General features: G+C 64.0%; 21 protein-coding genes. 5 read left to right on the top strand and 16 right to left on the bottom strand.

Annotated features, from left to right (window positions below):
* Positions 1 to 33: 33 nt before the first annotated feature.
* The 7 genes from JOY88_RS20295 to JOY88_RS20265 all read right to left on the bottom strand — a co-directional run bounded on the left by JOY88_RS20295 (position 34) and on the right by JOY88_RS20265 (position 8,115).
* Complete coding sequence (locus tag JOY88_RS20295) at positions 34 to 420, bottom strand: hypothetical protein (RefSeq protein ID WP_293504461.1); 387 nt, start codon at positions 418 to 420, stop codon at positions 34 to 36.
* 111 nt (positions 421 to 531) lie between these two features.
* Complete coding sequence (locus JOY88_RS20290; RefSeq protein ID WP_293504460.1) at positions 532 to 1,116, bottom strand: HD domain-containing protein; 585 nt, start codon at positions 1,114 to 1,116, stop codon at positions 532 to 534.
* Complete coding sequence (locus JOY88_RS20285; protein WP_293504459.1) at positions 1,113 to 2,231, bottom strand: hypothetical protein; 1,119 nt, start codon at positions 2,229 to 2,231, stop codon at positions 1,113 to 1,115. Before JOY88_RS20285 ends, JOY88_RS20290 begins: the two co-directional genes overlap by 4 nt.
* A 163-nt stretch (positions 2,232 to 2,394) precedes the next feature.
* Complete coding sequence (locus JOY88_RS20280; protein WP_293504458.1) at positions 2,395 to 4,035, bottom strand: DUF4236 domain-containing protein; 1,641 nt, start codon at positions 4,033 to 4,035, stop codon at positions 2,395 to 2,397.
* Between the two features lie 194 nt (positions 4,036 to 4,229).
* Positions 4,230 to 5,429, bottom strand: coding sequence for an HNH endonuclease signature motif containing protein (locus JOY88_RS20275; RefSeq protein ID WP_293504457.1), 1,200 nt, complete (start codon positions 5,427 to 5,429; stop codon positions 4,230 to 4,232).
* 11 nt (positions 5,430 to 5,440) lie between these two features.
* On the bottom strand, positions 5,441 to 5,971 hold the full coding sequence (locus JOY88_RS20270) for a hypothetical protein (RefSeq protein ID WP_293504456.1): 531 nt from the start codon (positions 5,969 to 5,971) through the stop codon (positions 5,441 to 5,443).
* On the bottom strand, positions 5,971 to 8,115 hold the full coding sequence (locus tag JOY88_RS20265; protein WP_293504455.1) for a helix-turn-helix domain-containing protein: 2,145 nt from the start codon (positions 8,113 to 8,115) through the stop codon (positions 5,971 to 5,973). The genes JOY88_RS20270 and JOY88_RS20265 overlap by 1 nt, the downstream gene beginning before the upstream one ends.
* Positions 8,116 to 8,784: 669 nt before the next feature.
* Between JOY88_RS20265 and JOY88_RS20260 the strand changes: the two genes are divergently transcribed.
* The gene (locus tag JOY88_RS20260; protein WP_293504454.1) at positions 8,785 to 9,207 is read left to right on the top strand and encodes an HAD domain-containing protein; all 423 of its coding nucleotides are present in this window, start codon (positions 8,785 to 8,787) and stop codon (positions 9,205 to 9,207) included.
* A 232-nt stretch (positions 9,208 to 9,439) separates the two neighbouring features.
* Here JOY88_RS20260 and JOY88_RS20255 read toward each other — a convergent pair whose 3' ends face one another.
* Both JOY88_RS20255 and JOY88_RS20250 read right to left on the bottom strand, forming a co-directional pair.
* Positions 9,440 to 9,673, bottom strand: coding sequence for a hypothetical protein (locus JOY88_RS20255; protein WP_293504453.1), 234 nt, complete (start codon positions 9,671 to 9,673; stop codon positions 9,440 to 9,442).
* Positions 9,674 to 10,093: a hypothetical protein gene (locus JOY88_RS20250; protein WP_293504452.1), complete on the bottom strand. Its 420-nt coding sequence runs from the start codon at positions 10,091 to 10,093 to the stop codon at positions 9,674 to 9,676.
* A 192-nt stretch (positions 10,094 to 10,285) separates the two neighbouring features.
* Here JOY88_RS20250 and lexA point away from each other — a divergent pair, with 192 nt between their 5' ends.
* Positions 10,286 to 10,861: a transcriptional repressor LexA gene (gene lexA, locus JOY88_RS20245; protein ID WP_293504451.1), complete on the top strand. Its 576-nt coding sequence runs from the start codon at positions 10,286 to 10,288 to the stop codon at positions 10,859 to 10,861.
* A 96-nt stretch (positions 10,862 to 10,957) separates the two neighbouring features.
* Here lexA and JOY88_RS20240 read toward each other — a convergent pair whose 3' ends face one another.
* Complete coding sequence (locus JOY88_RS20240) at positions 10,958 to 11,212, bottom strand: DUF6471 domain-containing protein (RefSeq protein WP_293504450.1); 255 nt, start codon at positions 11,210 to 11,212, stop codon at positions 10,958 to 10,960.
* A 148-nt stretch (positions 11,213 to 11,360) separates the two neighbouring features.
* Here JOY88_RS20240 and JOY88_RS20235 point away from each other — a divergent pair, with 148 nt between their 5' ends.
* From JOY88_RS20235 to JOY88_RS20225, 3 genes are read left to right on the top strand one after another with little or no spacing between them, the layout of a single operon-like run.
* A complete protein-coding gene (locus tag JOY88_RS20235) occupies positions 11,361 to 11,660 on the top strand; it encodes a hypothetical protein (protein ID WP_293504449.1) in 300 nt (99 codons plus the stop codon).
* On the top strand, positions 11,660 to 12,388 hold the full coding sequence (locus tag JOY88_RS20230; RefSeq protein WP_293504448.1) for a hypothetical protein: 729 nt from the start codon (positions 11,660 to 11,662) through the stop codon (positions 12,386 to 12,388). The genes JOY88_RS20235 and JOY88_RS20230 overlap by 1 nt, the downstream gene beginning before the upstream one ends.
* Complete coding sequence (locus JOY88_RS20225) at positions 12,385 to 13,680, top strand: IS1595 family transposase (protein WP_293504447.1); 1,296 nt, start codon at positions 12,385 to 12,387, stop codon at positions 13,678 to 13,680. Before JOY88_RS20230 ends, JOY88_RS20225 begins: the two co-directional genes overlap by 4 nt.
* 217 nt (positions 13,681 to 13,897) lie before the next feature.
* Here the strand turns inward: JOY88_RS20225 and JOY88_RS20220 are convergent, their stop codons facing one another.
* The 6 genes from JOY88_RS20220 to JOY88_RS20195 all read right to left on the bottom strand — a co-directional run bounded on the left by JOY88_RS20220 (position 13,898) and on the right by JOY88_RS20195 (position 23,209).
* Positions 13,898 to 14,371 (bottom strand): hypothetical protein, encoded by a 474-nt coding sequence (locus tag JOY88_RS20220; protein WP_293504446.1) that lies wholly within the window; start codon positions 14,369 to 14,371, stop codon positions 13,898 to 13,900.
* A 40-nt stretch (positions 14,372 to 14,411) separates the two neighbouring features.
* Positions 14,412 to 14,915 (bottom strand): hypothetical protein, encoded by a 504-nt coding sequence (locus JOY88_RS20215; RefSeq protein ID WP_293504445.1) that lies wholly within the window; start codon positions 14,913 to 14,915, stop codon positions 14,412 to 14,414.
* A 22-nt stretch (positions 14,916 to 14,937) separates the two neighbouring features.
* Entirely contained in the window at positions 14,938 to 15,441 is a 504-nt protein-coding gene (locus tag JOY88_RS20210; RefSeq protein WP_293504444.1) for a hypothetical protein, read from the bottom strand.
* Between the two features lie 620 nt (positions 15,442 to 16,061).
* Positions 16,062 to 17,546, bottom strand: a complete 1,485-nt coding sequence (gene gltD, locus JOY88_RS20205) for a glutamate synthase subunit beta (protein ID WP_293504443.1) — start codon at positions 17,544 to 17,546, stop codon at positions 16,062 to 16,064.
* A 68-nt stretch (positions 17,547 to 17,614) separates the two neighbouring features.
* A complete protein-coding gene (locus JOY88_RS20200; protein WP_293504442.1) occupies positions 17,615 to 22,372 on the bottom strand; it encodes a glutamate synthase-related protein in 4,758 nt (1,585 codons plus the stop codon).
* A gap of 129 nt (positions 22,373 to 22,501) precedes the next feature.
* A complete protein-coding gene (locus JOY88_RS20195; RefSeq protein ID WP_293504441.1) occupies positions 22,502 to 23,209 on the bottom strand; it encodes an REP-associated tyrosine transposase in 708 nt (235 codons plus the stop codon).
* Between the last annotated feature and the right edge of the window lie 50 nt (positions 23,210 to 23,259).

The raw sequence follows: 23,259 nt of genomic DNA, 5'->3' as shown, positions 1-23,259 counted from the left end.
ACGAGAGGCCGTTTCAGGCTCATCGTGGACGATTCAGCTACATTCAAACCAGTTCCTGCGCGCCTCCCCGGCGCCGCCACGGCAAGCCCAGTTTTGCCGTCCACGATCAGCCTGAAATGGGCGTCCACGATCGCTGAAATACGCAGCCAGCCTTCGACGCTCGTTTTCGCGCCGTTCCCATTCGGCCTGGCCGAGGTCGCCGCCCTGGCGCAGTTCCTCCAGCGCCGCATCCATCCTTTCCTTGAGGCGGAGCTTCGCGGCAGCCCATTGGCGCTCGGTCAGCGGTTCGTCGCGCGGCAGATGCCGCTGCGCCGTCCATTCGACCATTTGGTAGTAGTCCTCGGGTGCCCAGGCGTCTTCAGGCAGCGCTTTGAGGCGAGCCTCGACCGCTGCGAACTTTGGTTCGTCCCAACGCTCCATGGGGCGGTCAACCCCGGGAACAGCCTCCGCTTCAGCCGGATGAGCGTGAGCTGCGTCAGGGCCTGAGCCCATGAGGCGCCGTAGCAAATTACGCATTTGAGGCCGGGCGGGTTACCGTGCCTGCTCGGCCAAATGGCCTACCAAGCGGTGCAGTTCAGCCACTGTGGCCGTGAGCTCGTTGCATACGGGCGTCTGCCGTTCCTCGAATGCCCGGGCGAGTTCTGAGTAGTACCAGAGGGTCTCCTCTCGGCTGGCCTTGAAGCGCTTGAAGACTGCCAGACCAATGGTCTCCAGGTCGTCCAGGATGCTTCGCCCGTTGTGCAGCTTGTCGCAGCCGGAAACCAACAGAACGTCATCGGTTTCGTGCCGCAGATGTTCGAGGTAGCGCACCTTGCGCTCCTTCCAGGGTGGTTTCCTGCCCGTCGCATCAGGCACGCCGTCCGTGCAGGCCTCGACGATGCGCAGGACACGCGGGCCGAAGCGGCGCTCAATCTCTTCCGCGAAGTGCGGGCCACCGTCCTCGAGGACGTCATGGAGCAACCCAGCAATCTGCTGGTCCTCGTCGCCGCCGTATTGCGCCACCAGGGTGGCGACAGCCACGGGGTGCGTGACGTAGGGCACGGTCGTGCCTTTGCGAACCTGGCCCTCATGGGCGCGGGCAGCAAGCCCAATGGCTTCGGTGTAGCGGGGCGTCATGCCAGGGCCTCCTCGCGCGACTCCTCTGCCCACTTTGCCATTAGCTTCTCGAAGTTCTGCGACATGACGTCGTCCGGCTCCAAGTAGAGGTTGACCGCAAATTCTCGAAGGTAGCGCTCGCGGCAATCCTCGTAGTCCTTCAAGTCCAGGGGCAGGTGTTGGCAGTCGACGGCATCGTCGATGACATACCGCTTCAGCTGCTTGGCCGACTTGGCCAGCCTGGGCCGGTTTTCAAGCAACCAACGCTTGAAGGAGCGCGACCAGGCCTGCCGCATCTCGGCAGCCGGGGTCAGGCGCTTGAAGAGCACCAGCGCCGTCGCACCCGGCGCATACCAGGACCACTCATCATGGCGGCTGGAGGTCCATCCGATGCGACCGGCACGGTGGGCGGCCTCGACGAGGTCGTCCTGCAAGCCACTGCGCTGCAAATATGGCATCGACACCATGGCGCTGGCGTACTCGACCGACTTGGGCTTGGAGCTGCTCGTCAGCGGCAAGGCCTCGAAGAATTTCCAACGATGGTCACTGCCCGGGAAATCCACATGCGCGCCGCGCTGGGCATTGAAGTTGTCGCCCCAGCCCGGCAGGCAGTAGTTGTGGTCCACGCCGATGGTCCACCGCTTAACGACGCTCTTGTCATCCTCGTCTTCGAGGTGACCGAGGCCGAAGGTGCGTGCGAACTCTTCGGCGCATTGGCGGCGCAGGGCGTGGATGCGCGGCCACACCCGGTCAGGCGTCTTCTCGAGGCGTTTCAGCTCGTCGAGCCACTCAAGGTACTTGGTAGACGGCTTCGGGCCCTCGGGCTGCGGTCCGAACCGGAAGTCTGGCTGCACGGGGTAGCTCAGGTCGACCAGGCGCTGCTTGAAGGGCTTTGCCTGGAAGGGGCGGATGGCGAGCGAGTGAAACGGCTCGGCCTTGGCCGCCAGCAGAGCTGCGTGGGTATTGAACCCCAGGCCCGCAGCGATGGCTTCGGTCAGGTGAGACGAACGCACGTCCGGGAACCGGGCTTGCAGCCGATTCTTCAGCGCGCGAAGACGGAGGTCAGTGGGGTCGCTGGCCGCAGATGCGGCTTGACCGATGGATGCGGGCGACGCCGCAGAGGAAGGCTCGGCCATGAGGCACTCCTGTCATATCAGACCAGCGTTCCTCGATTACGCGCCGGCCTCCGACGGGGTGCGGATAGGCAAAGCGTATGTGTGAACTCCGATTTGACCCGAGGACAAGTCCGGCCGGATGCCTTGATGGCTATCGTAGCGCATCAGGACTTGCGTGGTCAGTTCACGACGCCATCGCATCAGCCGGCACTCCAATGGCTTGCAGATGTGCCTGCACGCCGTCCGCGGGAATGCGTAGACGGCACACGTCGACGCCCGCGACGTCAATGACGAGGAAGAGCTCGACTTCGCCGTGTAGGGTCTGAACCAGGTGGTCCAGTGCAGCCTGGCCAGCGGGTGGGAGGACCTTAAACGCTGCTTGGCTGGAGGAAACGCGACAGTCATGGCCGGCAAAACTCCCCAGCTCAATGGGTTCTTCGCCCAGCCAAAGGTTCAACTTGGTGGGGCTCGTCGTCAGCAGACTGCCCGGGACGAAGTCGATGCCGAGGGCACCGCCAGATAGACCAACCCACAGCCCTTCTGTCTTGAGGGCTGCAAAGGCGATGACCTCCTTGCCGTCCCGTGACGCCGCCAGGTAGTGCCCATCAGCTTCTTCTCTCAAGCTCCAACTAACCGGAGTGCGTGGGAGGTCGTTCAAGCTTCCCCGCTTCGCCGCCAGCTCGAACCAATCCGTCAAGGCGAACCAAGGTGCAAACACCGGCTGCGGCGACGCAGCGAAGTGAAATGTTTCGCTGAACGCCCCATCCACGGAGATGGTGAGGTGGGTGTAGTCCACGACCGGAATTTGTGGGTTGTCGTTGAATCGGCGGTCAGGCGTTCCGTCCTTGTTGACATATCGCCACGTATACCGGCTTACCTTGCCACCAGGCACATGCTGGTGTTCTACGACTTCGCCTTGGTCAAGCTCAAAAGTGATGTCCCCTGGCGTCACCAAACCGAAGGACGAGCCGCGTTCCACGGCAACGAATGTCGGAAAGAAATACAGGCCGAAGGCTTCACCAGCTCTTAAGCAGGGAACTGAGTCGTAGAAACGTGCCCGCCCGCGAGGGACGAAAGAGGGCCAGGCGAGGCCCCATTCAGCAGGGACACGGTCTAACACCGAGCCATAGGCCGTACGCTCTTGCACTCGGTCAATCGTCGAACTGCCGCGCACGTGCCAGGCAGCATGGGCGTTGTCCAGGAGGCTTACCGTAGCGGACAACTCGTCATACCGTCGACGAAGTGACGTAGGCAGGCTCCATTCGAATTCACTGCCTTGCTCGTCGAGCAGGACAGCGGCGTCGGCAAGTTCGGCGCGCAGGGCAGTCAGCTGTTTCCGGCCTGCTTTGAGTTTCGCTCGATGGAGCCAGCGGCGGAACCACTTGTTCAGGCGCGCCACTTCATACGCAAGGGAAGCTTCTTGCAGATTCAGCTCGGTGATGCCGTCTTCCAGCGCAACTCGTTGCTTCTGCGATTCAACGATGTGTTGCTCAATGTCCTTCAGGGCGGGGCTGCTCCACGCTGCAGGTTGCAGCGGGCGCAGCCGAGGGACTGGAGTCAATGGCGCTTCTGCCGTATCAGGCAGAAGGAGCACGTTGGAGGTGAGGCTGGCAGTAGGCGCGTTTCCGGAAGAGGCAGGTCGCAGCAACTGACGGTATGAGATACCTGTGCCGGGCAGGCCCGCGGTGCCAACGATGCGCATGCCTTTCCCAACGTTCACCGTGGCACTACGTCCGCCGATGGACACACTGCTTACGCCCTTGGCCGTAACGTTGACATGCACGCCTGGCAGCAACTTGACTCGCTGACGGTACCGAAATCCCATGAGCCCCTCCCTATCGCACAGGACATTGCCTGCGTTGTGACCATGCTAGCGCGAGCACACGGGCGCAAAACTTCTCAGATTCAGTGAGAAGTCGCGTGACCCGACTGACCGGTCCTGCTGCAACGATGCCTGTTGTCAGCTGGGACCGGCACCAATGCGGTTTGGCGGACGGCAGAGTGCCTATGCGTCGCCCCTCAAATCGAGTTCGCCAGGGTCCCAACGCTGGTCACATTTACCCCATGGAGCCCGCCATAGTGCCCAAGAACGCGTTCGTCCAGCTCGACGATGCCCGCGTCCGTGATGCGGAGCAGCCCTCGGTCATACAAGGTGTGCAAGTCTCTGCGTAGCAGGATGCCGTCGCTTGCCGTGTTGTGGCCTTGGCGCCAATCACGCCCAAGTAGGTGCGCCGCCTCCAGCGCTTCGGGCACCGCACAACCGCTGATAACACATCGGCCCAGGCAGGCCCGGAACACGGCCAGGCGAAACGCCGCCTGCTGCGTGCGCACCTCTACCTGGGCGAACCGCGCAGCGCGCTGTTCAAAATCGTCTGGAGCGTCCTCGGCATCATCTGGAGGCTCCGCAGCTTGAGACTCTGCGGGCGGCGGTTCTTGCGCCGAGCCCCAGCGTGCGTAGCACCGCTGCCGCTCAAGGATGTCGTCGTCGATGTTGAATTCGTCGTAAAGCCCTTGGGAGCATCTGCCGGTGTCTTTGTCGACAATGAGCGCAGTGATGATGGGCTCGCCGGCGTTCTTGCAGTCGTGGCCGAGCCGGCTCAAGGCGTTGCGCAGCGGGTAGAAGGTCAGCCCGAAGCGGTTCATGACGTCCGAGTACGTCACAGTTCCTTTGGCTTTGCAGACCTCGATGAGCCAGGCGCGGATAGCAGGAATCTTCTGCTGGTAGGTGTCGGTCGATAGGCCAGTGCGCTGCGCGTCGTCAACAGGGAAGGCGTCGGCCGAGGCTTCGGTGCGATGGGCTGCCATGTGCTGACTGAGCGTTGCTACCGGCACGAGCTCATTGACCTCTGCAACGATGGCCCCGTCCTCGCGCACCGAAAGCCGCTTGATGGCGAACAGCGCGTCGTCGCGGTAGTCCTTGATTTCCCGAGGGTGAGCGGCGGCGTCCTTCGCTGTCGCGATGACCACGTATCCGGCCAGAGCGCCAGTCCAAAGCTCTTGCAGCTGGACGATGCGTTCATCGAGGCCAAAGGAGTCTGATTGCAGGTATCGCTCAGGCTCCCGCAGGACCGCGACCGTCTTGGCCTTAAAGGAGTACTCGTCGGCCCAAGCCCGGAGCAGCAGCGCCGTGCCACTGGCATTCTTTGCGCCCCACGACCAGCGGATGTTCCGAAGCGGGAAGTCGAGGCCGGCAAAGAACTGACTGATTGGTTTCGCCATCGCTCCCTCCGCTACCGCCCAAGCAATTTGCGCGCTTCCACCAGTACCAAGCCGCGCCACCCCGGAATGTCAGGGTCCACGCCGAACTTCTGCCGCACCACGGCCTTGGCTTGGGCTTCAACGCTGGCAATCTCTGCCGCAGTCGGCGGCCGCCGGCGTTCGGCTTCAATGCGACGACGTTCGGCAGCCTCTCGGGCGGCCTGCTCGACCTTCTCCTGCTGTTCGCGACGAAGGCGAGCCTGTTCCAGCAGGGCCTGATGCTCAGCTTCGAACTGTGCGATGAGCCGCTCGGTGTTCTCGGCCAGCATCAGCCGTTCTTCAGCAGTTAGCTCACGACCGTCGCCACTGCCGTACTGAGGCGCCTTGTCCGCAAGCTGGCCGAACAGCCTGCCAAAGCAATCAGAGCCGTACACCCCGAGAGTTCCATCGCCATGACGCACGACGTGGATGCGTCGATACACGCCATGACCACAGCCTTCCGCCTGGCAGACAACTCGGTCGGCTTTGTCGACTTCGACAACAGCCAGCAGTTGGCCGCTCATCAGAGGGGCTCCAGCAGCGCCGTCACGTTGGCCAGGGCACGAGCCCATTCCCGGGCGATGAGCGCCAGAAGCTCTTCCTCCAACTTCTTGCGTGCCTCGTCGTTGAACCAATCGCGGTTGTGCGCGGCGACGCGAGTCTTGTAGCCCGGTCCTTGCCCCCATTCCTCCATGCAGGCTTGCCAGAGCATCGGGTCGGCCTTTAGCGCGTCCTTGAACACCGTCTGGCCCATCAGCTGAACCTTGCGCAGCAGCTCCTCGTAGGACACCGTCAACACGCGCTCGGCCTGCGTCAGCAGGTCGGCAGCTTCGGCATACCGTGGCGTTGCCGCCATCAGCTTGCAGTGGCCCGTGAACTGCTCTACCGGCTTCTCCAGGGCCATGACGGCAAGGCGACGGGCGCCGTAGCCAATGTGGTGCGAGTAACTGAGCGCAGGCCATTCGCCTTCGCGACGGACAGCGGCCCGCACGGTGCTGGCGTACGCCACCTGGATTTGGGCCATCAGGCTTTCCTGGACTTGGCCTTGAACGACAGGGACCGTCGAGTTCTGCGCCGCCCAGGTGTGCAGCGTCTGGCCGGCATCTCGTAGTACCGCCAGGACGCGCGCTTCGCCGTGATTGCGCAGCACCGCCTGTGCGCCGGCGGAAGCTTCCCGGATGCGGCTCCGGAAGGCTGCCCGAGTTCGGGTCAAGCGCTCCAGCAGGAAGTCCTGCGCGGCCGCGGCGGGGTCTTCATTCGCGTTGTAGAAGGCAACGCCAAGAGTCTGCAAGCCCAAGGGCTCCAGCGCCAAGGCAATCTGCTCACCTTTCAGCTCGTAGCCTTCCTCGGCGCTCTCGACGGGCGCGCTGGTGGCATCGTCCTTCATGGCCAACGCTTCGGTCGGGCGAGGCAACACCAGCAGCGCAGCATTGGTGTCCAGCGTGCGGACGCCAGCGTCCTTCGCTCGTTCAAGCAGCAGTCGCGCTTCGGCGGCGGGGGCGTTGTTGAACGGTGAGCACAGCACGGCCAGCGTATGCGGGTCGTCGAAGTGGCACTCAATGTCCTCGCGAGCAGCGTTCCGGTCGATACCCTTGGTGTCAATGAAGCGCACGCTGAGGTCTGCGACCTGCAGCAGCTTCTCGGGAACCACCACCTCGATACGGCGAGGGAGCGTGAAGTCAGGGCTGCGGCCGTTGTTGATGGCCGCGAAGGTGTCACGCAGCCACGCCTTCGGCGACTTGCCTGAGGCGCTGTCGTACCAGATGTCGCGCTTGTCCCGGCGGTGCAGTTCCATGCGGCTGAGCACTTCGACGACGAACTCGCGCTGCGTGGGGAACTGCTGTGCCAGCTGCTTGGCCGGGTCAACGGTAGTCCGCTTGCCGTCTGCACCCTTGGGGCGCTGGACCGCGAGGTTGGCCATGTTGCGCAGCGCCCGGGCCACTTCTTTTGAGATGCCTTGCGACTCTTGGCCGTTCGGGCCGTCCTCATCGGGTGCCGGCGAGCCCTTGAGGATGCTGTCGGCCAGGTCCAGAACGTCCTGGCGGAGTTCGTCGTCTCCCTTCGGCTCGACGATGAGACCAAACTCGGGGCCGGTGCGCAGATGAACCTCGCAAACGGTAATGCCGCCACCACCGACTTCGAGCACGGGGGTCATCGTGCCATCTTCCTTGGCGACCTCCAGGCCGGTCATCTTGCAGATAGCCGTGGACTTCCCGACGCCTATGCTGCCAATGAAGGCAACCTGGTGCTCACGCTTGAGAAGCATGGCCGCGCCGCGGCCCAGCTCGTCGATGTACTCGGACAGCCGCCGCTCGAATGCGTGCGGGGTGTCGGGCTGGTCACGAAGTGCCACCAGCTCACGAGCGACCCCCTCGGCCTCCCAGAGCAGGTCCTGGTCAGGGTGGTCAAGCGGAGGCCTTGGAAGCACCTGCCACGTCCGCTGCAGGGCCCTGGAAAGCTCTGCAGCCTCTGGCGTGGCTAGCTGGGTCAGGATGTCCTGAACCTCTTCCAGCGTCACGGCACGGTCGCCGCTTTCGATACGCGACAAGACGGCCGGGCTGAGCGACACGCGCTTGGCTAACTCGGCTTGCTTGATGCCGCTGCGCTCCCTCACCTGCATCAGATGGCGACCCAGCTCCACTGGAGACAAGACTTCCTCGTTGACCATGGCGTTCTCCGTAGTTCGTGCGCGTCGCAGGCGTGAATTCGACGCAAGAGTTTTGTTTCAATGGCGCGCAGCGTAGCAACATTTCAAATTTGACGCAACATATCTAGAAAACTTTCCAATATGGCATGGCGGGTGCGTGCTGCCCCGGCAACTTCACAGAACTTCTCACCGAATCTGAGAAGTTGACGCCACCGGTTCCGAACGGGGTGTGGCTGCGCGCGCGGGGAGCCCGCGCCACGCCGCTGAAGGCAATATGGTGGCAATTGACCCAGCCATCGGCGCACCGTAGATTGTCGAAAGACCTTTCGACATCGCCATGTATTCGCCCTCACGCACAGAAGCCCTTGACCGGCAGAGCCGGGACTACCTGCAGTTGGCCCTCGACACGCCGCCGACGAATCGAGCTGCGGCAGGCGCTGCTTACCAGGCAGGCTATCTGGCGCTCATGGGGGCGCTGACGGTAGACGAGGTCGCAGCTATCGCAGACCATCCAAGTGCATCCGCGGCTGCCTTGGCGGCTCGGCGGCTTCAGCTGCCTGCAGAGGACCAGGCGCTGGCCACCGAAGGGGCGGCTGGCTACTACTCACCTGTGCAGGGTGTCGGGCGGCCGCTCGCCGAGCAGATTGCCTGGGCCCGCCGCATCCGGTTGGCTGTGCACTGGGCCCCCTGATGCGGGTCCTCTTCCTGGACTTCGATGGCGTCCTGCATGCCGGTCCCAACGTTGACGCGACAACCCCGCACTGGTGCTGGCTGCCCTCGCTCGCGCAGCTCCTGGCCCGACACGAGGACGTCCGCATCGTCGTCCACAGTACCTGGCGCTATGACTACAACGTCGAAGAGCTTCGCGAGCTACTTGGACGGCTCGGTGAACGGGTCATCGGCGCAACGGACGCCGGAGGGCGGCTGGAAAGCATCGAGGCGTGGCTTGCTGCGCATCCAGAGGTGTCGACCTTCCGCATCCTCGATGACTCTGAGCGAGAGTTCTACCGGCTGCCGGAGGAGCTCATCCTGTGTGACCCAGCACAGGGCGTAGCAGACCCGGAAGTACGCAGACAGTTGCTCGATTGGCTTGCCGTAGAACCCGCGGCGTAATGGCCGACCCGTTGCATCCCAAAAAGCTCAACGCCACCCGGAGGTGGCGTCTTGCCCTGATGCGAATGAGGTCATCACCGGCTTAGGTACCTGGGACAGGTGCGGGAGTGGGCTCCTCAAGGCCTACAAACGAAGAGTAGCGAAAGCGTTTATGCGCGGCTATCTGGACAGGTGCTTCAACACAAAACGGTCAGCCCAGCGGCTGACCGTTCAAGGAAAACGTCTTGCCCGGTTATGGACGGCGGGAAAACCGGACGGCAACGGCGGCAGCCGTGGCCGCTGCGGACAGCGCCGCACCACCGATGGAGAGAACAACCGTCAGCGGCTCACCCGCGTGACTCGCGGAGCCCATCCAGAAGAGCAGGCCAACAGCAGCGGTCGCGAAGCTGAAAATCGTGCCCCATGCCACAGCGTCGCCTGGCTTGCTGGAGGCGTCCTGCGTGTGTTGATGGATGTTGGTCAGCATTCAAATTCCCTTAACGAAAGCGATGAAGCTGCACATCGCTCCGATAGCGATGACATTACAGCCTCCGACCAGGACCGTCAACTGAGCAGTCCCCTTCGCGGGGTCATGCTCAATCTTCTGGTGTAGGGCCAGTATCAGGATGTATAGCAAAAGCGAGGCTGCGACGAACAGCACGCCTGGCAAGGCCTTGGCCATCACTTGTGGCGGATAGTTGCTCTTGCTTCCCTCGATGACCAGTTCCCCGATGAACAGCAGGCCGCCGGCGACGTTCGCCAGCGAGGCATCAGAGGCGAGGTACCAGTCCTTGCGGTCCCAAAAGTGGCTTCCTGGCCGTGTGATTATCTTGCCCAGGCCCCCGCAGAAATAGAACAGCACCGGGATGCCAACCATCACTAAGTGGTTGATTGTTAAGGAGTTCATGCAGTCGTTGTTGTAGTGGTCTGTCCCTGTGAGACAACGGCGCCAACTTGGCAGGTTGCTCTGAATTGTGCCGTTACATCTTGCAAGAAAGGTCGGCGTACTCCCTGACGGCGCAGGAAGGCAATATGGTGGCATTGACGCCCTTGCGACCTGCCCACTAGAGTACCTCGAAAGAACTTTCGATGGAACGAAGTGGCAGACGACAAGCACCTTGCCTCCCTGCAGCGCTACTACAAGCAGGCTGGCGTCCTCCCCTCCCTTCCTCGCATGTGCGAGGTGGTCGGGCTGTCGTCCACGTCGTCCGTCTTCGCGTTGGTGGGCCGGCTGAGCCAAGCCGGCTATCTGACCCGGGTGGATGGCCGAATCGTCCCCACGAAGCGCTTCTTCGCCAGGCCGCTGCTAGGTTCCGTGCGCGCTGGCCAGCCGCAACCGGCCGACCAGGCGGAGGCGGAGGCCCTGACGCTCGACGACTATCTCATCGACGAGCCCGACCGGACGGCCCTGCACAAGGTCCGCGGTGACAGCATGCGCGACGCTGGCATCCTGGACGGCGACCTGGTCGCGGTCGAGCAGTACGCGCCCGCAGGGCCTGGCGACATCGTGGTGGCCGTCGTCGACGGCGAGATGACCGTCAAGACGCTGCGCCGCGACCCGGATGGCAAATACTGGCTCGAGGCGGCCAACCCCGCCTACGCGCCCATTCGGCCCACAAGCAGCCTGGAGCTGCTTGGGGTCGTCGTAAGCGTCTGCAGACGAGTTCGGAGGTGACGAGCTGAACACCTCCACTTCCCTCGGCTAGCGAGCCTTCTCCGCTGACCACATCCTTGGGCAACTGCCCGCTGGCGGAGCTTTGCCCACTGAAAGCTACTTTGAAGTTTTCAGCCGCGCACTGGACCTAGTGAAGGCGACTTGGTGGATGCCGAATGCGTGCAGCACCGCAAGCATGAACCCGGCGTCGAACGTCCCACGCTGCAACCGGTTGGCCAGCGCCTTCCAGTCGGTGGTCACCCCATGGCGTTCCAGCAGTTGGGCCAGCTCCTTGTAGGTCAGCTGATGCTCAGCACGCAGCTCCAAGAGAAGGTCGCGAGCCCGGCGTTGAAATTCTTCGTCGGCCTGCACAGTTGCTAGAGACGTTCCACGTTTTTGTGGACTTCAATGTACTGCGCGGGTTTCGTCTTTATCTTCGATTCCACATTTTTGTGGAACCACATAAAAGAACAGCCGGGTGCGGTCCTAGACCCGGAATAGGTCATTTGAGGTCAGAGCTATGAAGGTCGAAGTCCAGCCCGTCTACGAGAAGGGCAAAGGTATCCGCGCGAGGGAGCGGGCATCCATGCCCAAGTACCGTGGGCTGCTGCGGGTGCACGAGCAGCGCGTCCACGAGCTGGGTCGGATTGCGACCATCGCTGCGCTGGTCTCCAGCACCGATGGCACAGAACAGCCGCTGCTGCCGTCGCTGCATGACGCGAACCTGCTTTACGTGAATGGCACGCAGCTGCGCTTGCGCGGCGTCGAGCTGGTCGACGAGGTGCAGTACGCGCAGACCTGGGACGTGAAGGTGGTCTGATGCTGAAGCTGACCCTCCACGCATCGTCGCCACGCAACGCGACGCCCTTCAACCGCGTCGGCATGCTCGACATCGCCTACGAGAAGCTGGCGGCCCGCGCTGACTACAAGGCGCTGCTCTGGACTGCAGGCATCGGCGAGCAGGCGCCAGTGAAGCTACAGAACTACCCGCGCTGGTCGGCATCCGTTTGGGACCTCGTCATCCGCATCATCTGCCTGGCCATCAGCCGCAAGGAAGAGGTGTGGCCTGCCGTCATCCCCAATGCGCGCAAGGGCGCCTACACGCTGGAGCTCTGCGCCATCGTCGAACACTGGCCTGATGGTTCTGACACCCGTCGCACGGTCGTGGGAACTGCGCATCTGAAGATGTGCAATCGCCGCTGCAACTACCGCGCGACCTTCGAAGACGACATCCTGGGTGTGCGGGCAACCGAGGTATTCCGGCATACGCCGAAGGTCCTGAACAACTGGGACCTGCTGACCAGGGCCTACGCCTGGCTGACCACTGACAGCACGCAGCTCGCGCCGCGGCCTGAGCTCTACAAGCCCATTCCCATTGCGGTCAAAGACGCGTCCTACGTCCACCTGGACACGGTCAGCGAACCTGCACGAACGGGCTGCTACCGATGGCTTGAGAAGCAACGCATCAAGACGGTGGAGGTGCCAGGTATCGAGGGGCCATGCATCACCGAGGCACAGTTCGTGAACTTCCTGCAGAGGGCCGTATGACTGCGGCCGCTGCAAGCACGGCCGCCGAGCCGAAGAAGTACCGCCCGAAGCGCTCGTCCATCAGCCGCCCCAGCTCGGACGCGACGCGCTGGCACATGTCGAAGGACGCAGTGGACCGCAGCGTCCTGGACGTTGCGAACTGGACGGACCTTGGCTGCATCAAACACCTGGCGCAGTTGCGGTGGGGCAGCTCTAAGAAGGTCACGTGCTCGCATTGCAACGCTTCCGACGAGCACTACTGGAGCTCGACCGAACGCCGCTGGAAGTGCCGCAGTTGCGGCAAGCGCTTCAGCGTGACGTCGGGCAGCGTCTTTGCGTCTCACAAGCTCAGCCTGCAGGCCATCCTCGCGGGCGTGCTTATCTGGGCAACCGGCGCATCCGGCGTGCCGGCCCTGCAGATGCGTCGCATGCTCGACTTCGGTGGCTACAACACGGCGTTCACGCTGGCCAGCAAGATGCGCGAGGGCCTGGAGCGCGGGTTCAACACGGGCATGGTCAGCGGTGTGGTGGAGATTGACGGCTCTCACCAATCTGGTCGTCGCGCCAGTGAGAAGCGCGGCAGGCCGTTGACCTTCCGGACGACCGACCCCGAAGAGGCCCAGAAGGACGCGCTGCTGACGTCATCGGCCCGCAGCAAGAAGAAGCGCGAAGAGAAGGCCGCAGCTCTCGCTGCGGGTGGCCGCGAGCATCCCGAGCATGGCGCCGTGTTCCCGGCGGCGCGCCGCATGGCCATCACCATCCGCCAGCGCAGTGGGTCAAAGGGCAAGGGCGCTGCGGTAACGCGGGTGGGCATCGGCTTGGCGGAGACGCCGGAGGTGGTCCAGGCCCTTGTCGACAAATACATCGCCAAGCCAGAGTCCATCTTGGCTACGGACACGGGCACGGCCTATTCGAAGGTCGGCAAGGAGTTCCAGCTGCACGTGACGGTCAATCACAGTGAGGCGCTGGTCAACGAGAAGGGGCACCACGTCAACAACGCCGAGAGCTTCGGCGCACGGCAGGACCGCTCGGAGAAGGGCATCTACCTGAACCTCGAGCCGAAGTACCTGATGGACTACGTCGTCGAGACGGCCTTCCGCGAAGACCATCGGCGCATGCCTCCGGGCAAGACCGCGGACCGTGCGATGCACTTCGCCATGAACGTGGGTCGGTCAATGCACTGGACCAACTTCACCCACGGCAAGCACCGCGACTACGAAATCCTGTATCCGGAAAACAAGCCGGCGAAGGCTAGTGGGCCTGTGAAGGGGCGGTCGCCGGTGTCGAGCGTGAATGGGAGGCCGCCGAGGTAGCGGAAGGACTAACCTCTTTGAAACGCCGCAAGTTCTAGTCAGCCTTGTACTCAAACTTGCCTTTGATGCCGCAGCGAGAGCATTGAGGCGTCAACGCTAAGAGGTCGTTGTCACGTCCAAACGGAGTTCTAACCCAATGGTGGCCTACGACCCAACGGCACCAAGGCCAAAAGACGATTCGCAGTCTGTGCATGGCGCCGGAGTGTATGGACTCCGGTCATTGGCCTCCGCGTGTTAGCGGGGTGGCCTGTGGAAGGTTCAACAAGCTGCGAAGTGCATGGGTTGCCACGACGCCCAATCCGAGCGCGAACCAAGAATGCGTCTCTACTGCAAGGAACAAACCGGTGGCCCCGACGAGCACGGCAATCGCTCCGCCGAGATATCGCGCCAGGTTGAGGGTGCGAGGTGTGGCGAGCTCTTCGGTGCCATCCTGATTGCATACGCCCAGCAGCACGAAGTTCGTTGAGTCCGGAAGTAGCCACGCGGCCAATCCATTGCGCGGTAGTGCCTCCAGGCTGAACGCTTGGACACTTCCGCGGTTCAACGCGGCTTGTAGTTGCGAAGGGATGTGCACGCCGTACAGAGTGTGGTCGAGTCCGTCCGGCTTGTAGCGGTAGCTCAGATTGAAGCTGTCCAAGCCGGTGGCACGCGATGCATTGACGCTGGAGATGTGGTGGATGCCGGAGTTCATCGTCGGTATAGAAACCGGCCAGGGCGGCGACCGCCACGCACTAGAGGTCCGCCAGCCCCAGTGCTTGAGCCCTAGCCCACCGCCACCTCCCCAGCTCCGACGTGAACACGCTGGGGTCCTGCTCCCGTTCGACGTCACCGCGGTCGACCAGCTTCCGCAGCGCCCGCCCCACGACGTTCTTCTGCCATCGCACCATTTCCTGCCTCGTGTCGAACGGCAGGTTGAACTCCACGCTCAGCAGCATCACCAGCATCTCCGTCGACACGTAGTTGGGTGACTGGGCCTGAAGCAGCCGTTCGATGGCGCTGATGAGATTGCCGCGCTTGCCATAGGCCGCACGGTGGGCCTGGACTCCTTCGACATGCTCGGGCCGGATGGCGGGGTCGTAGATGGTCAGCGTGCGGTCCAGCGCGGCCAGGTCGTCACGCAGCTTCGCCGTTCGAGTCACGACGGCCACCTGGATGCGCTCGCTGTCAGCAAGGTCGTGCGCGAGGCGCGCCCGTGTCTCCGCCAGCCATTTGAGAGCAGAGGGCGTCTTCTTCATGCCGCCGCCCAAGTGATGAGAACTACAGGTCGGCCAGGCTCTGAGATGGGGCCTGCTTCAAACGCCAGTAGCCGTGTTTTCCACTCTTCACGGCTGGGTCGTGCAGCCTCTCCAGGGTGCCGACTTTGAGCAGTCGGCGTAGCGCCGGCCCAAGAGAGTTCATGCGCCACCGTCGCCGATGGTCTGACGTCTGAAAGTTGATACCAAGTCGGGCCAAGACCCCGAGTTCGATGGTTTTGCTCGCGACCCAATCCGGGCTTGCCGCTTCGACAATGTCGATGAGCGCCTGTCGAAATCCCCCAAAGGTTCCGTAGCGGTTTCGCCAGGCTTCTACAGGCTGGATGTGCGTGGGGTCGATGGCCGCGTCGTAGAGCCGGATGGTCTCGTCGAGAGCGGCAAGCTGGTGCTGGAGCTTCAGCAAGCGTTGAGCGATGTCTTCGGCCAGCCGCTCGCAATGTTGAATGTCTCCGGCTAGCCGGGCACGCTTCTCGGCCAGCCACTTCAGCGTCGTAGGTGTCTTGGGCATACAGGGGGCTCATGCAGGTCAGGTTAGACCTGTGAAGCAACCCCCTCACAGCCAGACGCCCGGAAAAGCTGCGCCTATATTGCCTTTCCGGGCTCTGTTACATACCTTGGGCCATTTGCGTAGTAAGACCCGCTTCTGGGGGAGCTCCCGCGCTGGTCGCCCAACAAAGGGCCGAGAACCTGCGGCGCTCATCGCCGGGATCCTTCTGCACAATCGATGCCCACACGACCCCTGTGGCGTCCTGTTACGGCAATGTTTATGCCGGCAGTTTCATCGACAAACCCGGCGGGTCCGGCGCTCTCGGCATGGGCTCACGCCCTGAGCGCCTCATCGATGCTCGCGCCCATCATGCGCTCGCCCGCCACGCCGAACCTCGTACGACCTCGCCGGCAGCTTCGGGACGTCCAGGCTAGGCGAGCAACTGCAACGCAAAGGCAAACGCTTCAAGGCGGGTGGTGTCTTTTCCACTCCGGTCACTCATGTGCTGCATGGCGGCCCCGCAAAGAAATGGGGCACCTCTTGGGCGCCCCCGGAAATGCGCTGGCATCCTGCCTTTTGGCCGCTGTTACCGAGCTTGGGCCATTTGCGCAGCAAGACCCGCTTCCGGCAGTACCAGGCGCTCAGCGCGGCAATGTCGTCGCACCCATCAGGTACGCGTCCACCGCGCGCGCCGCCTGCCGGCCCTCGCGGATGGCCCAGACCACCAGGCTCTGGCCGCGGCGCATGTCGCCGGCGGCGAAGACCTTGTCGACATTGGTCCTGTAGGCGTCCGCACCCTCGGTCGTCGCCTTGCCGTTGCCACGCGCATCCCTGTCGACGCCGAAGGCCTCCAGAATGGTCGCGACCGGCGATACGAAGCCCATGGCCAGGAAGGCGATGTCGGCCTTCAGCACCTGCTCGCTGCCTTCGACCTCGGCCATCTTGCCGCCTTGCCACTGCAGGCGCACGGTCTTGACGCCGGTGAGCTTGCCCTTCTCGCCGATGAATTCCTTGGTGGCGATGGCGAACTCGCGCTCGCAGCCCTCCTCGTGGCTGGACGAGGTGCGCAGCTTTATCGGCCAGTAGGGCCAGGTCAGCGGGCGGTCTTCCACCTCGGGCGGCTGGGGCAGCAGCTCGAACTGTGTCACGCTCTTGGCACCGTGGCGGTTGCTGGTGCCGACGCAGTCGGAACCGGTGTCACCGCCCCCGATGACGATGACATGCTTGCCGGCGGCCGAGATCTGGCCCTTGAGCTTGTCCCCCGCGTTGACCTTGTTCTGCTGCGGCAGGAACTCCATCGCGAAGTGCACGCCGGCCAGGTCGCGGCCCGGCACGGGCAGGTCGCGCGACTGCTCGGCGCCGCCGGTCAGGATGATCGCGTCGTACTGGTTCTTCAGCTCGTCGGCGCCGATGGTTTCCTTGGCCCAGTTCGTGACCTTGCTGCCCGGACCTTCGCCAGGCAGCGCGCCGATCATCACGCCGGTGCGGAACTCGACACCCTCGGCCTGCATCTGCTCGACGCGGCGGTCGATGTGGGACTTCTCCATCTTGAAATCCGGGATGCCATAGCGCAGCAGGCCGCCGACGCGGTCGTTCTTCTCGAAGACGGTAACGCTGTGGCCCACGCGCGCCAGTTGCTGCGCGGCGGCAAGGCCGGCCGGACCGGCGCCGACGATGGCGACCTTCTTGCCGGTCTGCACCTTGGGTGGCTGGGCCGTCACCCAGCCCTCGGCCCAGGCGCGGTCGATGATGGCGTGCTCGATGGACTTGATACCCACCGCGTCATCGTTGACGTTCAGCGTGCAGGCCGCCTCGCAGGGCGCGGGGCAGATGCGGCCGGTGAACTCGGGGAAGTTGTTGGTGCTGTGCAGCACCGTGATCGCATGCTTCCAGTCCTCGGGCCGGCCCTTGTAGACCAGGTCGTTGAAGTCCGGGATCACGTTGTTGACGGGACAGCCGCTGTTGCAGAACGGCGTGCCGCAGTCCATGCAGCGCGCGCCCTGCTGCTTGGCCTGCTCGACGTTCAGGCCGATGACGAATTCCTTGTAGTTCTTGACGCGAGCGGCGACGGGCTCGTAGCCCTCTTCCAGGCGCTCGTACTCCATGAAGCCGGTGACCTTGCCCATGTTTCTTCCTTAATCAGTTGGGGGACAGAGCGACTCGCTTCACCCGCGCGCTCTGTCCAGCAAGTTCTTCAAACTTTGGCTGCTGCAGGCGCCTTGGCCTGGGCGATGGTGGTGGCGGCTTCCCTGGCGGCGTTGATCTCGCCCAGAGCGCGGCGGTACTCGTTCGGGAACACCTTGATGAACTTGGCGCGCGACTCGGCCCAATGGTCCAGGATGTCCCGGGCACGCTGGCTGCCGGTCCAGCGGTGGTGGTCTTCCAGCAGTTTCTTCAGGATGGCCTCGTCGGTCTGCGGCTCGCGGTCCACGCCGTCAACCGCCTTGGTGCGGTGCCAGATCGCCTTGTCGACGCTGGCCTCCTGCTCATGCGAGGGCAGCAGCTTCTCAAGCGACACCATGCTGGTGTTGCAGCGCTTGGCGAAGTGGCCGTCCTCGTCATAGACATAAGCGATGCCGCCGCTCATGCCGGCAGCGAAGTTGCGGCCGGTCTTGCCCAGCACGGCGACGGTGCCGCCGGTCATGTACTCGCAGCCATGGTCGCCCGTGCCTTCGACGACGGTCGTGGCACCGGACAGACGCACCGCGAAGCGCTCGCCGGCCACGCCGCGGAAGAAGGCCTCGCCGCGCGTCGCGCCATACAGCGCCGTGTTGCCGACGATGATGTTCTTCGTCGCGTCGCCGCGGAACTCGATGCTGGGGCGCACGACGAGGCGGCCGCCGGACAGGCCCTTGCCGGTGTAGTCGTTCGCGTCACCGATCAGGTAGAACGTGATGCCCTGGGCCAGGAAGGCGCCATAGCTCTGGCCGCCCGTGCCTTCCATCTGGATGAAGACGGTGTGGTCGGGCAGGCCTTCGGGCTTGCGGCGGATCAGCTCGCCCGACAGGCGCGCACCGACGGAGCGGCGCACGTTGGTGACCTCCTCCATGAACTGCACCTTCTCGCCCTTCTCGAAGGCCGGGATGCACTTCTCGATCAACTTGACGTCCAGCGCGCGCTCAAGGCCGTGATCCTGCACGTCGTTGTGGATGCGCGAGACATCGGCCGGCACGTTCGGGCGGTGGAAGATGCGGGCGAAGTCCAGGCCCTTGGCCTTCCAGTGGCTGATGGCCTTCCTGGTGTCCAGCCAGTCCGAGCGGCCGATCAGTTCGTCGAACTTGCGCACACCCAGCTGGGCCATGATCTGGCGCGCTTCCTCGGCAACGAAGAAGAAGTAGTTGACGACGTGCTCGGGGCGGCCCGTGAACTTCTTGCGCAGCACCGGATCCTGCGTGGCCACGCCCACCGGACAAGTGTTGAGATGGCACTTGCGCATCATGATGCAGCCCTCGGCGACCAGCGGCGCGGTGGCGAAGCCGAACTCGTCGGCACCCAGCAGCGCGCCGATGACGACGTCGCGGCCGGTCTTCATCTGGCCGTCGGCCTGCATGCGCACGCGGCCGCGCAGGCGGTTCAGCACCAGCGTCTGCTGCGCCTCGGCCAGGCCCAGCTCCCACGGCGTACCGCAGTGCTTGATGGAGGACCACGGCGAGGCACCCGTGCCGCCGTCATGGCCGGCGATGACGATGTGGTCTGCCTTGCACTTGGCGACGCCCGTGGCCACCGTGCCCACGCCCACTTCCGACACCAGCTTCACCGACACGTCGGCCTGCGGGTTGACGTTCTTCAGGTCATGGATGAGCTGGGCCAGGTCCTCGATCGAGTAGATGTCGTGGTGCGGTGGCGGGCTGATGAGGCCCACGCCGGGCACCGAGTGGCGCAGGAAGCCGATGTACTCGCTGACCTTGCCGCCGGGCAGTTGGCCGCCCTCGCCGGGCTTGGCACCCTGGGCCATCTTGATCTGGATCTGGTCGGCGCTGACAAGGTATTCGGTCGTGACGCCGAAGCGGCCCGACGCCACCTGCTTGATCCTGGAGCGCAGGCTGTCGCCGTCCTGCAGCTCGTAGTCGGCTTCCATGATCTTGTGACCCAGCACGTCGCCGACCTTGCTGCCGCCTACGATCTTGATGCCCTTCAGCTCGTTGCGATAGCGGGCCGGGTCCTCACCGCCCTCGCCGGTGTTGCTCTTGCCACCGATGCGGTTCATCGCGACGGCCAGCGTGGCATGCGCCTCGGTGGAGATGGAGCCCAGCGACATCGCGCCGGTGGCAAAGCGCTTGACGATCTCGGCCGCCGGCTCGACCTCGTCCAGCGGCACGGCCTTGGCCGGGTCGAACTTGAACTCGAACAGGCCGCGCAGCGTCATGTGGCGCTTGCTCTGGTCGTTGATGATCTGGGCGAACTCCTTGTACGTCTCGAACTTGGCCGCGCGAGCCGCGTGCTGCAGCTTGGCGATGGCGTCCGGCGTCCACATATGCTCTTCGCCGCGGGTTCGCCAGGCGTACTCGCCGCCGGTTTCCAGCATGGATTCCAGCAGCGGGTCGTCGCCGAAGGCGCTCTCATGCATGCGGATGGCCTCCTCCGCCACCTCGAACACGCCGATGCCGCCCACCTGCGTGGCCGTGCCACGGAAGTACTTCTCGACGAAGTCCGCCTTCAGGCCGATGGCCTCGAAGATCTGCGCGCCGCAGTAGGACATGTAGGTCGAGATGCCCATCTTGGACATGATCTTGGACAGCCCCTTGCCCACCGCCTTGATGTAGTTGTAGCGGGCCTGCTCGGCGGTCAGCTTGGCGGGCAGTTCGTCGCCCATGGCCTCAAGCGTTTCCAGCGCCAGATAGGGGTGGACGGCTTCCGCGCCATAACCGGCCAGCACGGCGAAGTGGTGCACCTCGCGGGCGGTGCCGGTCTCGACGACCAGGCCGGCCGTGGTGCGCAGGCCTTCACGCACCAGGTGGTGGTGGACGGCGGACAGGGCCAGCAGCGCGGGAATGGCGATGCGGTCGGCGCCGAGGTGGCGATCCGTGATGATGAGGATGTTGTGGCCGGTCTTGATGGCGTCCACGGCCGACGCGCACAGCGAGGCCAGCTGCGCCTCGACGCCGGCGCGGCCCCAGTCACGCGGGTAAGTGATGTCCAGCTCGCTGGGCTTGAACTTGCCGTGCGTGGGCGCCTCGATGCCGCGCAGGCGCGCCATGTCGTCGAAGTCCAGGATGGGCTGGCTGACCTCCAGCCGCATCGGCGGGTTGATCGCGTTGATGTCCAGCAGGTTGGGCTTGGGGCCGATGAAGCTGTTCAACGACATCACGATGTTCTCGCGGATCGGATCGATCGGCGGGTTCGTGACCTGCGCGAACAACTGCTTGAAGTAGTTGTAGAGCGGCTTGTTCTTGCCCGACAGCACCGCCAGCGGCGAATCGTTGCCCATGGAGCCTATGCCCTCTTCGCCGTTGGCGGCCATGGGCGCGAGCAGGAACTTGATGTCTTCCTGCGTCGTGCCGAAGGCCTGCTGGCGGTCCAGCAGCGTCGTCGTGAAGCCGGGGCGGGCACCCTCGGGCACGGCGATGTCGTCCAGCTTGACGCGGACGTTCTCGATCCACTGGCGGTAGGGGCGCGCGTTGGCGAACTGGTGTTTCAGCTCCTCGTCATCGACGATGCGGCCCTGTTCCAGGTCGATGAGGAACATCTTGCCCGGCTGCAGGCGCCACTTCTTGACGATCCTGGCTTCGGGGATGGGCAGCACGCCGGATTCGGAGGCCATGACGACCAGGTCGTCGTCGGTGACGCAGTAGCGCGCCGGGCGCAGGCCGTTGCGGTCCAGCGCGGCGCAGACCTGGCGGCCGTCCGTGAACGCCATGGCGGCAGGGCCGTCCCAAGGCTCCATCATCGCGGCGTGGTACTCGTAGAACGCGCGGCGGCGCTCGTCCATGCCTTCGTGCTGCTCCCAGGCTTCCGGGATCATCATCATGGCGGCGTGGGCCAGCGGGTATCCGGACATCGTCAACAGCTCGATGGCGTTGTCGAAGGTGGCCGTGTCGGACTGGTGCTCGAAGCTGATGGGGTAGAGCTTCTTCAGGTCGTCGCCCAGCACCGGCGACTTCATGACGCCTTCACGGGCCCGCATCCAGTTGAAGTTGCCCTTGACCGTATTGATCTCGCCGTTGTGGCAGACCATACGGTAGGGGTGAGCCAGCGGCCACTCTGGGAATGTGTTGGTGGAGAAGCGCTGGTGCACCAACGCAATGGCCGAGACGACGCGCGGGTCCGCCAGGTCCTTGTAGTACTTGCCAACCTGATCGGCCAGCAGCAGCCCCTTGTAGATGACGGTGCGGCAGCTCATCGACGGCACGTAGTACTCGCGGCTGTGCGTGAGCTTGAGCGCCTGGATGGCGCTGGAGGCCGTCTTGCGGATGACGTAGAGCTTCCGCTCCAGAGCGTCGGGCACGATGATGTCCGGGCCGCGGCCGATGAAGATCTGGCGTATCACCGGCTCCTTCTCGCGCACCGTGGGCGACATGGGCAGGTCGCGGTCCACCGGCACGTCGCGCCAGCCCAGCAACACCTGGCCCTCGGCCTTGATCGCGCGGGCCAGCTCCTGCTCGCAGGCCAGGCGGGATGCATGCTCCTTGGGCAGGAAGATCATGCCGACGCCGTACTCGCCCGGGGGCGGCAGCTCGATGCCCTGCTTGGCCATCTCCTCGCGGTAGTACTCGTCGGGGATCTGGATCAGGATGCCGGCACCGTCACCCATCAGCTTGTCGGCGCCCACCGCGCCGCGGTGGTCCAGGTTTTCCAGGATCTTCAGGCCCTGCTGGACGATGTGATGAGCCTTCTGGCCCTTGATGTGCGCGACAAAGCCCAGGCCGCAGGCGTCCTTCTCATTCGTCGGCCGATAGAGCCCGTGTTCGGCTAGGTCTTGGATCTCGGACTGAATCTGCGCGGCGTGGCTCATGGCGCCCTCCTGGAACACAACAGGGATGGAGCGTACTGCAGCGCAGCAAGGGCGGCAACTTGATTAATATAGGGTCAGAGTCGATTATTCATTCGAACCGCTTGGCGCAATCAATTAATAGGGCCACAGTCATGCCGACTTCGGTGGCGCCGGTGTCTTGCGTGGACGGCCTCGCGGGCGCTTGATCACCACACGGCCATGGTCGATGGCCAGGGGCTTGAGAAAGGCTTCGCTGCCCACGGGCCGCCCGCGCAGCGCCGCGTCGGTGAACAACGCCTGCTCGGAGGCCGTGACGCCCTGCCCCAGAAACTCCCTGTAGGCATGCTCCCGCTCGAAGGGCGTATTGCCGAGAGACCAATACAGTTCATGCTCCGTGATCAGCCCGCTACGGCCCTGCCCCAGGTGATGGGCCGCGCTCGACCATGTCCATTGCCCCGCTTCGGCGCAGAGGCCGGCCCGCACGGGGTTGAGTTCGATGTAGCGCATGCACGCCAGCAGATGGCGTTCGCCCTCGATCAGGCCGGCGCGGAAGCGCCCTTCCCACAAGGTGCCGCTGCGCAGGTGTTGCGCATTGAACCAGCCCACGTAGCGCCGCCCCAGCGACTGCATCATTCGGCTGAGGGCGTCCGCACCGGGGGGGGTCAACAGCAGATGAAGGTGGTTGTCCATCAGCACATAGGCGTGGATGGCAACGCCGTACTGGGCACCCACCTCGGCCAGCGTCGCGAGAAACTGCTGCCGGTCGAGGTCGTTGAGGAAGATGGCCTGGCGGTTGTTGCCGCGCAGGATGACGTGGTGCGGCTGACCCGGAAGGATCAGGCGAGGAAGGCGAGCCATGGGGAATCCTTGTCGACCCGAGGAGAAGCCCCCAGGATAATCGACTCCGA

This window comes from Roseateles sp., from assembly GCF_019237615.1.
Taxonomy (GTDB): domain Bacteria; phylum Pseudomonadota; class Gammaproteobacteria; order Burkholderiales; family Burkholderiaceae_C; genus Pelomonas.
The sequence above is the reverse complement of the archived record's forward strand: the minus strand, read 5'-3'. Positions and strand labels throughout refer to the sequence as shown.

Excerpts from the sequence above, each read along its gene's own strand:
- JOY88_RS20295 (WP_293504461.1), bottom strand. The coding sequence starts at position 420 with ATGGAGCGTTGGGACGAACCAAAGTTCGCAGCGGTCGAGGCTCGCCTC.
- JOY88_RS20290 (WP_293504460.1), bottom strand. The coding sequence starts at position 1,116 with ATGACGCCCCGCTACACCGAAGCCATTGGGCTTGCTGCCCGCGCCCAT.
- JOY88_RS20285 (WP_293504459.1), bottom strand. The coding sequence starts at position 2,231 with ATGGCCGAGCCTTCCTCTGCGGCGTCGCCCGCATCCATCGGTCAAGCC.
- JOY88_RS20280 (WP_293504458.1), bottom strand. The coding sequence starts at position 4,035 with ATGGGATTTCGGTACCGTCAGCGAGTCAAGTTGCTGCCAGGCGTGCAT.
- JOY88_RS20275 (WP_293504457.1), bottom strand. The coding sequence starts at position 5,429 with ATGGCGAAACCAATCAGTCAGTTCTTTGCCGGCCTCGACTTCCCGCTT.
- JOY88_RS20270 (WP_293504456.1), bottom strand. The coding sequence starts at position 5,971 with ATGAGCGGCCAACTGCTGGCTGTTGTCGAAGTCGACAAAGCCGACCGA.
- JOY88_RS20265 (WP_293504455.1), bottom strand. The coding sequence starts at position 8,115 with ATGGTCAACGAGGAAGTCTTGTCTCCAGTGGAGCTGGGTCGCCATCTG.
- JOY88_RS20260 (WP_293504454.1), top strand. The coding sequence starts at position 8,785 with ATGCGGGTCCTCTTCCTGGACTTCGATGGCGTCCTGCATGCCGGTCCC.
- JOY88_RS20255 (WP_293504453.1), bottom strand. The coding sequence starts at position 9,673 with ATGCTGACCAACATCCATCAACACACGCAGGACGCCTCCAGCAAGCCA.
- JOY88_RS20250 (WP_293504452.1), bottom strand. The coding sequence starts at position 10,093 with ATGAACTCCTTAACAATCAACCACTTAGTGATGGTTGGCATCCCGGTG.
- JOY88_RS20235 (WP_293504449.1), top strand. The coding sequence starts at position 11,361 with ATGAAGGTCGAAGTCCAGCCCGTCTACGAGAAGGGCAAAGGTATCCGC.
- JOY88_RS20230 (WP_293504448.1), top strand. The coding sequence starts at position 11,660 with ATGCTGAAGCTGACCCTCCACGCATCGTCGCCACGCAACGCGACGCCC.
- JOY88_RS20225 (WP_293504447.1), top strand. The coding sequence starts at position 12,385 with ATGACTGCGGCCGCTGCAAGCACGGCCGCCGAGCCGAAGAAGTACCGC.
- JOY88_RS20220 (WP_293504446.1), bottom strand. The coding sequence starts at position 14,371 with ATGAACTCCGGCATCCACCACATCTCCAGCGTCAATGCATCGCGTGCC.
- JOY88_RS20215 (WP_293504445.1), bottom strand. The coding sequence starts at position 14,915 with ATGAAGAAGACGCCCTCTGCTCTCAAATGGCTGGCGGAGACACGGGCG.
- JOY88_RS20210 (WP_293504444.1), bottom strand. The coding sequence starts at position 15,441 with ATGCCCAAGACACCTACGACGCTGAAGTGGCTGGCCGAGAAGCGTGCC.
- gltD (WP_293504443.1), bottom strand. The coding sequence starts at position 17,546 with ATGGGCAAGGTCACCGGCTTCATGGAGTACGAGCGCCTGGAAGAGGGC.
- JOY88_RS20200 (WP_293504442.1), bottom strand. The coding sequence starts at position 22,372 with ATGAGCCACGCCGCGCAGATTCAGTCCGAGATCCAAGACCTAGCCGAA.
- JOY88_RS20195 (WP_293504441.1), bottom strand. The coding sequence starts at position 23,209 with ATGGCTCGCCTTCCTCGCCTGATCCTTCCGGGTCAGCCGCACCACGTC.